The organism is Streptomyces rectiviolaceus, from assembly GCF_039533825.1.
GTDB classification, from domain to species: domain Bacteria; phylum Actinomycetota; class Actinomycetes; order Streptomycetales; family Streptomycetaceae; genus Streptomyces; species Streptomyces rectiviolaceus.
In genome coordinates this window covers 119,920-133,673 of the sequence record NZ_BAAAUG010000041.1, presented here as the reverse complement: position 1 = coordinate 133,673, position 13,754 = coordinate 119,920, and the positions used below count along the sequence as shown (strand labels likewise).

13 protein-coding genes are annotated in these 13,754 nt (G+C 70.8%); 7 read left to right on the top strand and 6 right to left on the bottom strand.

Annotation, left to right across the window (positions count from 1 at the left end; translation table 11 throughout):
• Positions 1-198: 198 nt before the first annotated feature.
• The gene (gene pgfA / locus ABD378_RS14445) at positions 199-1,233 is read right to left on the bottom strand and encodes a cell envelope lipid trafficking protein PgfA (protein ID WP_344521187.1); all 1,035 of its coding nucleotides are present in this window, start codon (positions 1,231-1,233) and stop codon (positions 199-201) included.
• A 190-nt stretch (positions 1,234-1,423) separates the two neighbouring features.
• Here pgfA and ABD378_RS14440 point away from each other — a divergent pair, with 190 nt between their 5' ends.
• The 4 genes from ABD378_RS14440 (at position 1,424) to ABD378_RS14425 (ending at position 4,624) form a co-directional block, all read left to right on the top strand.
• Positions 1,424-1,576 carry a hypothetical protein gene (locus ABD378_RS14440; protein ID WP_344521185.1) on the top strand — a complete coding sequence of 51 codons (153 nt, stop codon included), beginning with the start codon at positions 1,424-1,426 and terminating at the stop codon, positions 1,574-1,576.
• 69 nt (positions 1,577-1,645) lie between these two features.
• Positions 1,646-2,890 (top strand): PucR-like N-terminal domain-containing protein, encoded by a 1,245-nt coding sequence (locus ABD378_RS14435; RefSeq protein WP_386546820.1) that lies wholly within the window; start codon positions 1,646-1,648, stop codon positions 2,888-2,890.
• A gap of 39 nt (positions 2,891-2,929) precedes the next feature.
• The gene (locus tag ABD378_RS14430) at positions 2,930-3,778 is read left to right on the top strand and encodes an SMP-30/gluconolactonase/LRE family protein (RefSeq protein ID WP_344521182.1); all 849 of its coding nucleotides are present in this window, start codon (positions 2,930-2,932) and stop codon (positions 3,776-3,778) included.
• A 159-nt stretch (positions 3,779-3,937) separates the two neighbouring features.
• On the top strand, positions 3,938-4,624 hold the full coding sequence (locus ABD378_RS14425) for an SCO2400 family protein (RefSeq protein ID WP_344521180.1): 687 nt from the start codon (positions 3,938-3,940) through the stop codon (positions 4,622-4,624).
• Here the strand turns inward: ABD378_RS14425 and ABD378_RS14420 are convergent.
• The gene (locus ABD378_RS14420; RefSeq protein ID WP_344521178.1) at positions 4,621-5,106 is read right to left on the bottom strand and encodes a MarR family winged helix-turn-helix transcriptional regulator; all 486 of its coding nucleotides are present in this window, start codon (positions 5,104-5,106) and stop codon (positions 4,621-4,623) included. The genes ABD378_RS14425 and ABD378_RS14420 overlap by 4 nt on opposite strands.
• Positions 5,107-5,234: 128 nt before the next feature.
• On the opposite strand from ABD378_RS14420, the gene ABD378_RS14415 reads away from it, so the two are divergent.
• Together ABD378_RS14415 and ABD378_RS14410 are read left to right on the top strand one after the other, a co-directional pair.
• Entirely contained in the window at positions 5,235-6,281 is a 1,047-nt protein-coding gene (locus ABD378_RS14415; RefSeq protein WP_344521176.1) for an NADP-dependent oxidoreductase, read from the top strand.
• Between the two features lie 138 nt (positions 6,282-6,419).
• Positions 6,420-6,848, top strand: a complete 429-nt coding sequence (locus tag ABD378_RS14410; RefSeq protein ID WP_344521174.1) for an organic hydroperoxide resistance protein — start codon at positions 6,420-6,422, stop codon at positions 6,846-6,848.
• A 73-nt stretch (positions 6,849-6,921) separates the two neighbouring features.
• Here ABD378_RS14410 and ABD378_RS14405 read toward each other — a convergent pair whose 3' ends face one another.
• Complete coding sequence (locus ABD378_RS14405; RefSeq protein WP_344521172.1) at positions 6,922-8,076, bottom strand: serine hydrolase domain-containing protein; 1,155 nt, start codon at positions 8,074-8,076, stop codon at positions 6,922-6,924.
• Positions 8,077-8,319: 243 nt separating this feature from the next.
• Positions 8,320-10,920 (bottom strand): M14 family zinc carboxypeptidase, encoded by a 2,601-nt coding sequence (locus tag ABD378_RS14400; protein WP_344521170.1) that lies wholly within the window; start codon positions 10,918-10,920, stop codon positions 8,320-8,322.
• A 166-nt stretch (positions 10,921-11,086) separates the two neighbouring features.
• Between ABD378_RS14400 and ABD378_RS14395 the strand changes: the two genes are divergently transcribed.
• Positions 11,087-11,920, top strand: a complete 834-nt coding sequence (locus ABD378_RS14395; RefSeq protein WP_344521168.1) for an EI24 domain-containing protein — start codon at positions 11,087-11,089, stop codon at positions 11,918-11,920.
• On the opposite strand, the gene ABD378_RS14390 is transcribed toward ABD378_RS14395, so the two are convergent.
• Positions 11,901-13,133: a pyroglutamyl-peptidase I gene (locus ABD378_RS14390; protein ID WP_386546821.1), complete on the bottom strand. Its 1,233-nt coding sequence runs from the start codon at positions 13,131-13,133 to the stop codon at positions 11,901-11,903. The genes ABD378_RS14395 and ABD378_RS14390 overlap by 20 nt on opposite strands.
• A gap of 122 nt (positions 13,134-13,255) precedes the next feature.
• On the bottom strand, positions 13,256-13,754 hold a 499-nt coding region (locus ABD378_RS14385), incomplete at its 5' end, for a phosphotransferase (protein ID WP_344521166.1).

The window sequence follows — 13,754 nt, the reverse complement described above, 5'->3', positions numbered from 1 at the left end:
GCGGAACCGTTAGGTCGCTATGGGGGGTTGCACCGTTCGGGGGGTGGCTTACGGAGGTGCTGTGCTCTGACTGTGCGGGGCTGGTGCGGGGGCGGTGCGGGGACTGTGCTCGGGTGGGGTCGTTAGTTTTCGCCGCCGTGTTCGACGCGGCTACTCACCGAAGTGACAACTTTCGGGGTTTCAACAGCTGACGTCTCATCACATCGTGGTGGGTTGCAGGGCGGTTGGGGACGTATCGGTATTCGGACCGCCCGGATCCGCCGCTGAACCGGGCCCACCGGGCCCTTGCGCCCCACTGTCGGAACGTCGTCCGCGTATGACAAGAACGCCTCCCGCGATGGCGAGCAGCACACCCAGCGCGCTCGTCCCCACCGGCAGCGTCTCGCCCACCAGCTTCAGCCGGCTGCTGTCGTCGTCGGCGAGCTTGACCTGCGCCTTCTGTGTCTTCGGCGTGAACGCGATGCGCTGGCTGTCGAGCAGTACCGTCGCGTCCTTGTCCGATCCTGGCGCGCGCAGCGTCTTGCGGGGGCCGATCGCCGCGTAGATGATCCGGCCCGTGCGCTTGTCGGCGACCAGTTCGACGCCGTGGTTGGCGTACCACTCCTCGGCGAGCACGTTGCTGCGCTTGGGCTGCCCCACCAGACGGCCGGGCACCATACGGGTCCCGGTCTTCGCGGGCTTCACCTTGGCGGTGAAGCGGTAGCCCTCGTACCCCTGGATCTTCTTCGTGCCACGGAAGGTCAGCGGGACGGTCGCGCCGAGGGTGTTGTCCCACCAGGTGTAGGAGCGTTTCTGCACGTCAAAGGGGAACTTGAGGTAGGCCTCACCCTCGAAGTACGGCTTCTCGTCGCAGCAGTGCACCGGCTTGTTCGTCTCGCGGTCGGTGACCCAGCGCTCCGTCGTGAACTGGAGCGAATCGTGCGGGTCCGCGGCCGGCAGGGACTTGTCCGGATCGACGGACGTGACCACGTCCCAGACCGCGTGATCGCTGTTGCTGTCGTCCACGTCGCCGCGCACCTGGCGCGTGATCGTGAGGTTCTTGTCGCGCACCGTCTTGATCTTCTCGGTGTCGAAATAGCTGCCTTTGCCCTTGAAGACCGTGATGGTGTCGATATCGACGGGTGTGCGTTTGGCCCGCGGCTCGACGTACCACGCGAGCATCGGGGCCAGGACCAGCAGAAAGACGCCGAGTCCGAGGAGGATCAGCGAGAGGGGCGAGGCTGTGCGGCGCATCCGGCACTCCTGGAGGCGGGAGAGAAGTGTTACCGAGCCGTAGGGGCCGGAACGCTAGGCGGACCCTTGACGAAGTGTCAATGCGTTGATGAAACTGTGCTCCTACCGGGTGGGGCCGGTGAGGGACTGTGTGCACGACATCCGCGCGACCTGGGTGGGGACGACCTCCAGCAGAGAGGCTGACCCTGACATGCACCGATTGCTCGCCGCCGGTCTGACCGTCGTAGCCGCCGCGGCACTCGCCGTGGCCGCCGCGTTCGGCGTCGTCGCGCTCCTGAACGCGACGCCGGACCAGCCCAATACGCCCCTTGTGCACTACGAGACTGCCCCTCGGGGGCAGTGAGTGACCGTGCCCGTGACCGAGAGCCAGGGTTCGCTGTCCGTCCGCTCGGCCTGGCGCGACGTACCGCCGATGCAGGTGCGGCAGTTCGCCGCGCTCGCCCTGGACGAAGTGCCCGCCCTCGCCCAGGACATCCTGCGGGAGATACGCGCCGAGTACCCCGGCCTGCCCGTCGTCCTCGACGAATCGGGCGAGCCCATGGCGCTCATCGGCATACGCCGTGCTCTGGAGGGTTTTGTCCAGCAGATCGCGGCCGCCGAGGGAGGGCGGCCGTGCTATCCCCTGGAGGTCTTCCAGGAGTTCGGCAGGGGTGAGGGCCTGCACGGCCGCAGCCTCGACTCGCTCCAGGCGATCTACCGCCTCGGCGTGCGGCTCGCCTGGCGCCGCCTTGCCGAGATCGGCCAGCAGATCGAGATCCCGCCACCGGCCATGTACGAACTCGCCGAGTCGGGCTTCGAGTACCTGGACGGCCTGGTCGACCAGTCCGTCCGCGGATACGCCGAGGCGGCGGCCCGGCAGGCGGGCGAGCGGCTGCGCCTGCAGCGCAAGCTGATGGAACTGCTGCTCTCCGAGCGGCGCGGTGACTCCGGGCCGGGAGCCCCTGCCGACTACGGCCACGGATCCGGCTCGCACTCCGCGTCGGGGCAGCCCGGCGCCCGCAGCGCGCTCGACGAACGAGCGGCCCGCGTCGGCTGGCAGCTCCCCGAGCGGGTCGCCGTCGGTGTGCTCCTTCGCCCCGCGAGGGAAGCCGTGGCGCCCGCCGTCGGCCAGGGCGTCCTGCTCGACATGGAGACCGAGCAGCCCCGCATGGTCGTCCCCGACCCGGACGCGGCAGGGCGCCCCGAGCTCCTGCGGCGCGCCATGGCGGGCTGGTCCGGCGCGATCGGCCCGCCCGTACCGCTCGCCGACGCCGCGAAATCGCTGCGCTGGGCGGAGGCCGCGGTCCGCCTGATGGAGCGCGGACTGCTTCCTTCCGGCGAGGTCCTGCACTGCACCGAGCACACCGAGGCCCTGGTCCTGCTCCAGCCCGAGGAGCTCATCGAGGACTTGGCCCGCCGCTGCCTGGCCCCGCTCGCGCACTGCGGCCCCGCGCACGGCCGCCGCCTTGCCGAGACGCTGCTCGCCTGGCTGGAGACGCGGGGCGGCGCACCGGAGGTCGCGGCCCGCCTCGGGGTGCACCCGCAGACGGTGCGCTACCGCCTCCGCCAGATCAGGGAGCTGTGGGGCGACGAGGTCGACGACCCCGACCGCCGCTTCGAGCTGGAACTGGTGCTCAGGGCGCGGCGGTTGAGAGGGGAGCTGGGACGGGTGGGCTGAGCCGGGGCGTTCGGACAGCCGTACGGGTAGCCTGCCGCAATGGACATAGCGGTGCACGCGCAGGCAGCACTCGGCGAGGGTCCCACCTGGGATCCCGCCACCCGGCGGCTCATCTGGGTCGACATCCTGAGTTCACGCGTCCACACGTACGACCCGTCGACCGGGCACCGCTCGGTCATGGTCACCGAGCAGCACGTCGGCGCCGCGAAGCCGCGCGCGGGCGGCGGCCTGGTGGTCAACCTCCGGGACGGCGTGGGCCTCTACGACTCCGTGGCCGACGGCGCCGCCTTCCGCTGGCTGCACCGCGAGGCCGTACCGGGCCGCCGGGGCAACGACGCGGCGGTCGCCCCCGACGGCGCGCTCTGGGCGGGCACGATGGCCTACGACGAGACACCGGGCGCCGCCAACCTCATCCGCGTCACCGGCGACGGCGCGGCGACCGAGATCTTCGGGGACGTGTCCGTCAGCAATGGCATCGGGTGGAGCCCGGACGGCCGCTCCATGTACTACATCGACACCCTGACCCGGCGCATCGACGTCCTGGAGCTGGGCGACGATCAACTCCCCGTATCCAGGCGCCCCTTCGCGACCGTCGAGGCCGGCGCGGGCTACCCCGACGGCCTCACCGTCGACGCCGACGGCTGCGTCTGGGTCGCCCTGTGGGACGGCGCCGCGATCCGCCGCTACACCCCGTCCGGCGCCCTCGACCGGGTGATCGAACTCCCGGTGGTCCGCCCGACCGCGTGCGCGTTCGGCGGTGCGGGACTGCGCGACCTGTACATCACCTCAGCGTGCACGGGCCTCGAGGCGCCGCACCCCCTGTCCGGCTCCGTGCTCGTGGTGCCGGACGCGGGACAGGGCGTGGAACAGGCGGCGTTCGCCGGGTAGGGCGCCCGCGTCCGCCGGTCGGGAGTGCCCGCGCCCGGCGTGGAACAGGCGGTTTGCCCTATAGAGGGAGCCGATGCCGCTGGAACATTCGATTCCGCACACAACCTTCACGGCAGCGGCTTCCTCTGTTCCCCGCGGCTCACTTAGCCTCCATGCCTCATGGACTACTGCCACCCGTGCCACAGGCACCTCAACGGCGCCCTGGCCTGCCCGGGGTGCGGAACTCCGGCCGAAGCCTGCCGTGAGTACGCGGAGGCGGTCACCGCGCAGGACGAGCCGGACGGTTCCGAGCTCGCGTACGACGACGAGGCGCCGCGCAGCAGGGGCCGCCGCCGGGAGCGTGGCCGCCGTGCGCACCGGCGAAGACGCCGCAAGATCCTGCTGATCACCGCCGGGCTCGCGCTCGCGGCCGGTGGCCTGAGCCTGGCCGAGCTCGGCATCGAGGGCTCATCGGAGGAACCGACGGCGGCGGCATCGCCGGACGGGGGAGCGGGCGGGCCCGCGTCACGGAAGCCGACGGACCCCGACAGCGGCACGGCGACGGGCGCCGAATCCACCGCGGCCACGTCGGCCGCGCCCTCGGAGTCGGAGTCGGCGTCCGCGAAGGAGAAGGCGTCCAAGGAGGCGAAGAAGGCCAAGGACGGCGAGAAGACGGACGAGGCCGACAAGGACCGTGACTCCGCGCCGCCCGCGACATCGGCGCCGGACACCCCGGACAGTCCGGACGCCCCGGACACCCCCCGGTCCCCGCGCCCCACGCCCCCGCCGCCCACGCGGCAGCCCGACCCGACGCCCGAGCCCGAGCCGTCGGAGACGTGCGACCGCTTCCTGTGGTGGTGCACCTAGTCGTACCCGGCGGGTGTGGCGGGGTCGGCTAGTAAGCCCGCGTCCTCGCCGACCATCCTGCGCAGCAGCCCGCGCAGCGAGAGCCGCTCCTCGCGGGAGAGCTCGGCCAGCGGCTCCCGCGCGAAGTTCAGCGACTCCCGCAGGCTGCGGGCGACCGTCAGGCCCTCTTCCGTCGGCGCCGCGAGCTTCACGCGGCGGTCGGCCGGGTCGGGCCGCCGCTCGACGAGACCGCGCGCCTCGAGCCGGTCGATGATCCCCGTGATGTTCGACGGCTCGCACTTCAGCTTCTGCGCTATGCGCCGCATGGGCAGGGGCTCCAGCGAGAGCAGCCCCAGGACGCGTGCCTGCGCGCCGGTGAGGGCGTGCTTGCCCGCCGCGGCGTCGTACTCCTCGTGGTAACGCGCGACGACCGTGCCGATGAGCTCGACGACTTCGAGCGTCAGGGGGTCCGTGCGCTGGGTGCGGGAGCTGGTGGTGGCCATGCGCTCCAGGCTACCCGGTTACTTGACATCATGAAATATGTAGGCGCATGGTTGTTTCACAACGTGAAGCATTTTCGAGACACAAGACTGCTGGAAACGGCAGCCTGAGCAGGAGGAGGACGCCCCGCATGTCCGTCACCCCCGAGGCCCCCGGGTCCGAGCAGCTCCCCGCCGTCAGCCGCGAATGGCACCTCGTGCGCCGCCCGCACGGCTGGCCGGTCCCGGAGGACTTCGCGCTGCGCGAGGCCCCTGTCGCCGCCCCGGCCGACGGTGAGGTCCTGGTCCGCAACCTGCACTTCTCCGTGGACCCGTACATGCGTGGCCGGATGAACGACGTGAAGTCGTACACCCCGCCGTTCCAGCTCGACGAGCCCATGCAGGGCGGCGCGGTCGGCGAGGTCGTCGCGTCGAACGCCGAGGGCTTCGCGGTGGGCGACCACGTCCTGCACTTCGCCGGCTGGCGCGAGTACGCGACCGTCCCGGTCAAGCACGCCACCAAGGTGGACGGGCAGGCCGCGCCGCTCTCCGCGTACCTCGGCGTGCTCGGCATGACGGGCCTGACCGCGTACGCGGGCCTCTTCGAGGTCGCCTCCTTCAAGGAGGGCGACTCGGTCTTCGTCTCCGGCGCCGCGGGTGCCGTCGGCGCCCAGGTCGGCCAGATGGCCAGGCTCAAGGGCGCGTCGCGCGTCGTCGGCTCCGCGGGCTCGGACGAGAAGGTGAAGCTCCTCGTCGAGGAGTACGGCTTCGACGCCGCGTTCAACTACAAGGACCCGCGCCCGGTCGTGGAGCAGCTGAAGGAAGCGGCCCCCGACGGCATCGACGTCTACTTCGACAACGTCGGCGGCGAGCACCTCGAAGCGGCCATCAGCCGCATGAACGTGCACGGCCGCGCCACCATCTGCGGCATGATCGCGGGCTACAACGACACCGAGCCGACGCCGGGCCCGCGCAACATGGCCATGATCATCGGCAAGCGCCTGCGCCTGCAGGGTGTGCTCGTCGGGGACCACGCGGCGCTTCAGTCGCAGTTCGTGACCGAGGTCGGCGCGTGGATCCGCTCCGGTGAGCTCAAGTACAACGAGACGTTCGTCGAGGGTGTCGAGAACGGCGTCGAGGCGTTCCTGGGCATGCTGCGCGGCGAGAACACGGGAAAGATGATCGTTTCCCTGGCCTGACGCCCCTGAAGTGATCGCGCGGCGGGTCGCCTCGATCGAGGCGACCCGCCGCTGCTCTTCCGGCATCCGATAATGTGATTCCACATTGTCGCGACTGTGGGCGCGCATCGCGGAACATCTCAGGAGGAACCGGCACTTATGTCCATCCAGCAGATCGACGTCAAGTACACCGCCGTCGCCACCGCCGAGAACGGCCGTGACGGCCGCGTCGCCACCGATGACGGCAAGCTCGACGTCGTCGTCAACCCGCCGAAGGAGATGGGCGGCAGCGGCGCGGGCACCAACCCCGAGCAGCTCTTCGCGGCCGGCTACAGCGCCTGCTTCCAGGGCGCGCTCGGCGTGGTCGCCCGCAAGGAGAACGCCGACATCTCCGGCTCGATCGTGACCGCCAAGGTCGGCATAGGCCAGACCGAGGCCGGTGGCTTCGGCCTTGAGGTCGCGATCAGCGCCTCCATCCCGAACGTGGACGCGGCCACCGCGCAGTCCCTGATCGAGAAGGCGCACCAGGTGTGCCCGTACTCGGGCGCCACGCGCGGCAACATCAAGGTGGAGCTCGCGGTCGCCTGATCATCGCGTCGCGTACGTCTTGAGTACGCAGCGCAGGGCCGCACCCCGGAATGGGGTGCGGCCCTTCGCTCTGTCAGGTGAGGGCGGCCGTGTGGATCGCCCGCACGAGGCGCTCGTCCTCCGGGGGCGGTCCGCCGGGGAAGGGGAACCGGCGCCGCGTGTAGCCGTAGGCGAGCCCGCTGCGCGGATCGGCGAACGCCTGCGAGCCGCCGGCGCCCTTGTGCCCGATGGCCCCCGCGCCGAGGAACGGGTACCCGGCTTCGGCGGTGTTCTGGAACCCCACCCCGAACGACTTGTGGGCCTGCGTCACCAGGTCGTACCCGTTGGAGTGGATCTGCCCGAACGCGGCCACGGTGTCCGCCTTCAGGAGTGGTTCCCGGCCGTCGAGTCCGGTGACCGCCGCCGCGTACATCCCGGCGAGACCGCGCGCCGAGGCGACACCACCGGCGGACGCGGGTCCGTTGGCGCGCACCAGGCGGGAGTTGGGGAACGACTCCAGGTCGGTGGGGTGCGCGCCGTTGCGGTTGAAGGCGATGGAGTTCAGGGTGTCCGGCTGCGGCGGCCGCGCGTCGAGGAAGGCGCGCTCCGTGGCGGTCGGGATCATCGGCAGTACGGAACGGAAGCGGGGCTCCAGTGCCTCGGGGAGCCCGAGGTGGAAGTCGAGCCCGTGCGGGGCGCGGACGCGCTCCTCGTACACCTCTCGCAGCGTCTGCCCGGTGGTGCGGAACACGACCTCTGCGGCCAGCGCGCCGATGGAGAGGGCGTGGTAGCCGAAGGCGGTGCCGGGGCGCCAGTAGGGGCGCTGGGTCGCGAGGCGGGTGGCGATGGCGTGCTCGTCGGCGATCTCTTCGGGGCTGAAGCCGCTGTCGGCGCCGACGATGCCTGCGCGGTGCGAGAGGAGCTCCCGGAGGGTGATGTCCCCCTTCCCCTCGGCGGCGAACTCCGGCCAGTAGTGGGCGACTTCACGATCCAGATCCAGGGTGCCGTCCTGCACGAGCAGGGCGACGACGAGGTAGGCGGCGCCCTTCGTGGACGAGTAGACCCCGAACAGCGTGTCGCCGTCCGTATCCGGCCCCACCCACAGGTCGACGACCTGCTTGCCCCGTACGTACGCGGAGAGCTGCGAGGCATGATCGGGCTTTTCACCGGCGAGCAGGGCGGTGAACTCGTCCCGCACGGCTTCGAATCCGGGGGCCGTGGTGCCTTGGACTTTGATCTCACGAGTCATGCGTTCTTCCTCCCCAACCCCGCCCCTTCCCAAAAACCCGCTCTGACGCGGGGGCCTTGGCTGCCGTCAATCACCGGCTTCGCCGAGTTCGTCCTCAAACGCCGGACGGGCTGAGAATCTCAGCCCGGCCGGCGTTTGAGGCCATCTTGTACGGGGTCTGGGGCGGAGCCCCAGGTAGGTCCGGGGCGCAGGCATGGTTTTCGGGAAGGGGCGGGGTTGGGGAAAAGATACCCGCCGCTAACCTCAGCTCACACTCAACAACGCCCGCCCCACCTGCGGAAACACCCCCTTGGGGTGGTCCCGGAAAAGCGGCTCGGTGCCGAAGAGAACCACGCGGGACCCCGCAGCAGCCCCACTCACGACAGAAGCCTGACCCGCGGCGTCCGCGGGGCCGCCCGCACCGTCCGCGGCACGCCAGTGCCCGGACAGCAACGGATTCCCGCCCCCGTAGGACTGCTCGACCCGCACGCCGCTCCCAAGTCCCTTGAACCACATGGGCGCATAGACGAACGAATGCGACGGCGCACCCCCGGTAACGGGACCGCCGGAATTCACGACCCGCACCACACCGTTCGCATCCCCGTTCCCGGAGACCGCCTCGACGGAAAGCAACTTCGCGTCGGAGTTCAACGAGGCCCCCTCCGCACCGCGCCCGACAAGTCCACCGCCACCAGCGAGAAACGCGTCGAGCCCGGCCTTCGCCCCGGCATTCAGCTCGCCATAGGAAAGCCCCGCCGACACGAACAGCGCGTCCGCCCCCGACTTCTTCCAGTCGAACCCGGCGTTGAGGACATCCGTCGAAACCGGCACCACGTCGAAGTTCATCTCCCGCAGAGCGAACAGCTCGCCGGGAGTGACGGCCGCCGCGACCCGGGTCGGATGCACGACAGCGCCACCCTTCGCCTTGGTCGCGTCGAAGGCGACGTCGTACTTCTTCGCCGCGGCGACCGCCGCACCCCGCGCCGAGGACGGCAGAATCACACTGCCGTCGTCAGCCCTGCGTACGGAAGTCCCGCGCCCGAGCAGCCAGTTGAGAGCGGCCACCTCCCGCGCGTCGTCGAGCCGCAGCCGAAGATCCCCGCGCGACGCGACATGACCGACCCGCGACGCGGAGTCCACGACGCGCGAGCGCACACCGGACAGCGAGCCGCCCTTCACGGAGTCCACCGTCGCGCCCCACAACCGCCCGAGGCTCCACCCCGAGATGTCGTACATGGTGGACACCTTGTCGCTGATGTCGCGTCCGTCGGCGAGCATCACATTGGCGAGTCCGCGCTTGGGCTGCCGCATGTCGATGACGTACGACCCCTCGGCGTACGAGGTCCCGCCGAGCCTGAAGTCCCGTGTGGCACGCCGCACTTCGACGTCGTTGTCGAGCAGATGCTCCACCAGGCGCGAGGCCGCCGCTGCCGAGCGCTGGCCGCGCTCGCCCTTCTCCTCGCCCCGCGGAATCACGTACGCACGGGGGAACTCGGTCGTGTAGACGTCCTCCGGGCCGATGCCCGGCACCCCGGGCACGGTCTCCGGTGAGACCGGCACCTGCGCCGCACCCGTCGCGCCCCGCCGGAACGTCTCGATCTGGTCGGCGATCACCGAAGTCCGGTGCTTGTGCGTGTAGTCGAGCGTGGCCGTCATCGCGGCGCCCGCGATGTCCACGTTGATCGCGGACCGCCGCCGCAGCTCCGGCACCGGCAGTTCGTCGTACTCGTCGTTGTTCACGGTCATCGGGAACTCGATGGTGTGCGCGGCGACCGCGCCGTGGAACGGCATGTACTGCGGGGTGAAGATCGGCGGCCAGTCGTCCCAGCCCTCCTCCTGGTCGCGGAAGGGGATGATCGCGGGCTCGACGCCGTCCTTCTCGGGGGTGTATCCGAGGCCGTTGACCGCGGCTTCCATGCCGAGGGCGTTGGCGTAGGAGTTCTTGAGGAAGAGGTCGTACTCGTAGTTCTCGCCGTGCGGGGGAGTCGTCGGCTCGATCAGTGTGCCGTTGACGTACCCGTGCAGGTCGATCATGACGGCGGGCTGCTTGTCGATGGCGATCTGCCGCATCGCGCGGACCTCGGGCTGCGACGCGGTGATGAAGTCACGGTTGAGGTCGAAGCCGTTGGCGTTCGCGCGGGTGCCCGCGACGCGGCCGTCGGGGTTGGCCGTGACGTTGAAGTACAGCCGGTTGTGCGCGAGCAGGTCCTTCGACTTGCTGTCCTTCGCCTTCGCGAGCTTCTCGATGAGCTTCAGGGCCGCGTCCGTGCCCTCCCACTCGTTGCCGTGGATGTTGTTGTTGATGAAGACCGGCGTCTTGTACGAGGACTTGACCCCCGGATCCTCGGCGGCCGTGCCCGGCGCGTTCTCGATGAGGTCGCGCATCCGCTCCTGGCGGGCGGTCTCCTTGGCCGACTCGGGCGAAGTGACCGTCACCAGATAGAGCTGGTGACCGCCCGCCGAACGGCCCGCGATCTCCACGCTGACGCGGTCGCCCATGCCCTGGATGTCGTTCAGCTTCGGGGCTATGGAGTGATAGGGGGCCAGACCCAGCTTTATCGACTTGTCGTCAGGATTCGCGGGAGGCGGAGTGAGCTTCTGCTCGCGGGGATAGCCGCGCTTCTTGCCGTGGCCGGGGTCGAGGCCGGGGCTGTCCGCGGCTCCAAGGGCCCGGTCCGCGGCGCTCTCCGGAGCCCCTGCGGCCCGTTCCGTGCTGCTGAGGGGCGATCCCTCGCGGAGGATGTCGCGGCCGCCCGGACGGGGATCGGCGGTCGCGCTGCCGGGGGCGAGGGTGGTGAGGACGAGGGCGCCCGCCGATACGAGGGTGGTGAGCAGAACGGGTCTGGATGGCCGGGATATGCCCATACGTACCTCCTGTAGAGAAGCTGGAGCGAAGCCGGAGTGGAGCCGGAGAGAAGCCAGTACGCGTGGTCTACCCTTTCAACCCCCGCGCAACAAGAGGGCCTTCGGCCCCACGCGTCCCGTGGGCAGCGGGGCAGCGAGACCGCGACCGGCGGATAGGCTGTGCCGCATGCGTGATCTGGGACGAGGCTTCGGCTACTTGATGAAGGGCCAGCGCTGGGTCGCCCAGCACGGCAAGCAGTACGGCGTCGGCCTGTTGCCCGGCCTGATCACCCTGCTTCTCTACGCGGCGGCGCTCGTCGCGCTCGCCCTGTGGGGCACGGACTTCGTCGGATGGGCGACGCCCTTCGCGGACGACTGGTCCTCGCCGTGGGCCGGCCTGTTCCGGGGATTCCTCACGGCGCTGCTCTTCGCGCTTGCGCTCCTCCTCTCGGTGATCACCTTCACGGCGGTGACGCTCCTGGTGGGCCAGCCCTTCTACGAGTCGTTGTCGGAGAAGGTCGACATCTCCGTCGACGGGTACGCCCCCGAGTCGGGCCTGCCGCTCTGGCGCGAGCTGTGGATCTCCGCACGCGATAGCCTCCGCATCGTCCTGCGGGCCGCGGTCTGGGGCATCCTGCTCTTCGGCCTCGGCTTCATCCCGGTCGTCGGCCAGACCGTGGTCCCGGTGGTCGGTCTCTGCGTGACGGGCTTCTTCCTCGTCGAGGAGCTGACGGCGGTGGCGCTGCAGCGCCGGGGCGTCGAGGCCCGCGAAAGGCTCGCGCTGCTGCGCGGCCGCAGGCAGCTCGCGTGGGGCTTCGGCACCCCGCTGGCCGTGGCCTTCCTGATCCCGTTCGTCGCGGTGTTCCTGATGCCGGGGGCGGTCGCGGGCGCGACGCTGATGGCGCGTGAGCTGGTGGGCGAGGACGGGCCGGACGACCCGCGGGGACCGGCCGGTTCGGCCGACGCAGGCGACTCAACCGGTCCCGGCGGACAGACATCCGCTACCGGCGGGCGTCCATAGCGGTCGTCAGGATCTGCCGCACCTGCGCGATGATGTCGAGGCGGTTGCGCACGAACCCGGGATCGGTGATCTCGCCCGTGGCCGGGTCCGTGTTGCCCGCCCCGAACTGCAGGATCGGTGTGTGCACATGGCCGCCGGGCAGCCGGTCGTGCAGCCCGAGGCGGTCGCGCAGCAGCGTCGCCCGGTAGGCGATCTCATTCGACAGGTAGTTCCCGCCGCCGCCCTCGCGTGCCGTCGAACCGGCGGTGGGCCCGTCGGGGCGGACCACGGGAGCCGTCTGGCCCGCCGGGATCTCGGTCACCGAGGTGTTGTCGTACACGGGGAAGCGGCCCGTCTCGCCGTTCACGATCTCCTTGTACGGGAGGGTCGTGGACGTCCACTGGGGCTGCGTGGCCGGGTCGGCCACCGGGACGGTCTCCGTACGCGAGAGGTTCTCGTTGTCGGGGAATCCGCCCCGCCAGGCCCCGTTGGTCCGCTCGATGTCGAAGCGTCCCGCGCGGCCCTGGCTGATGGTGGTGAAGAGGTCGACGCGGGGGAGGTGGGCGCGCAGGGTGCGTTCGACCGTCCCCTCGGCGAAGTCCTCCCAGCGGACGGGGAAGACGGCGGTCTCCACGCGGGCGGGGCCGTCCGCGGTCTGGATGACGGTGCCGTCGAGCGCGAGGGCGGTCGCGCCGGACGGGTTGCTGATGCGGACGTCCCTGTCGAGCGTGAACGGGTCGAAGCCGGTCACGAGGATGCGCTTGACGCGGTGTCCCGCGCGGTCCTTCTTCGGGTAGCTGATGGAGTCGTGCCCGCGCGAGGAATCCTCCAACGCCCGTATCAGCCGGGCGTGCTGGGCCTCGCTCACCCCGAAGCGGGTCGGCTCCCACTGCCGTAGCTCGCGCGTCATGCCGAGGCGGGCCCAGTACAACGGCCGGTCGTCGTCCCGGCTCAGGCCCTCTTCTCCGACTGCGGGCCCCCGCCCCTGCGCCCGGTCGACGGCACGCCGCCACAGCGACTCTCCCTGCCGCACGACGATGCGCTTGGCCTCGCCGTACGAGTGGGCGCGGTCGAGGGCACGCGCGAACTGCGGTGCCACGGCGTCGAATCCGCTGCGCCGCAGGATCTCCTGCGGCGCGGCCCGGTCCAGGCGCTGCTCCTCGGTGGTGGCGGTCGGTGCGGTGGCCGCCGATGCGGGCACGGCGGCGAGGGAGAGCAGCAGGGTGACGCCGATGGCGGCGAGCCTGCGGGGCGCCGGGCCCTTGGGGAGCGGGGAGGCGTTGGGCGTGTGTGACACGGGAGTCCTTCCGTGGCCGGTGGGGTGGCCGCAGTATCCCGGCAGGAAGGCGGCGCCCGCTAGCGGTCCACGGCGGCGTGATCCGCGAGGACCTCGCCGATCACGTGGCGCGCGATCCTGGCGATGGTGGGATTCCTCGTCCGGTAGTACGGCAGCTCGATGAGCGCGATGGAAAGGGCCCAGCCGCGCCCCCGTGCCCACGTCGCGTCATCGTCACCAAGGGCGGCGCGGAAGTCCTCCCGCGCGTCGGCCGTCAGGAGGCTCCACGCGGTGATCAGGTCGACGGCGGGCTCGCCGTGTCCCATGCACCCGAAGTCGATGACGGCGCTGAGCCGTCCATCGGAGATGAGCAGGTTCCCCGGCTGCAGGTCGGCGTGGACCCAGACGGGCGGCCCGTCCCAGCGGGGTGCGCCCAGGGCGGCGTCCCAGGCGGCGGTGGCGGCATCCGTGTCGATCACGCCGTGGAGCTGCGCGATGGCCTCGCGGGTGTCGGCGTCACGGGGCGCGAGGGGCCCGCTGCGGTACGCGGGAGGCGCGTCGGCGGGGTCGACGCGGCGC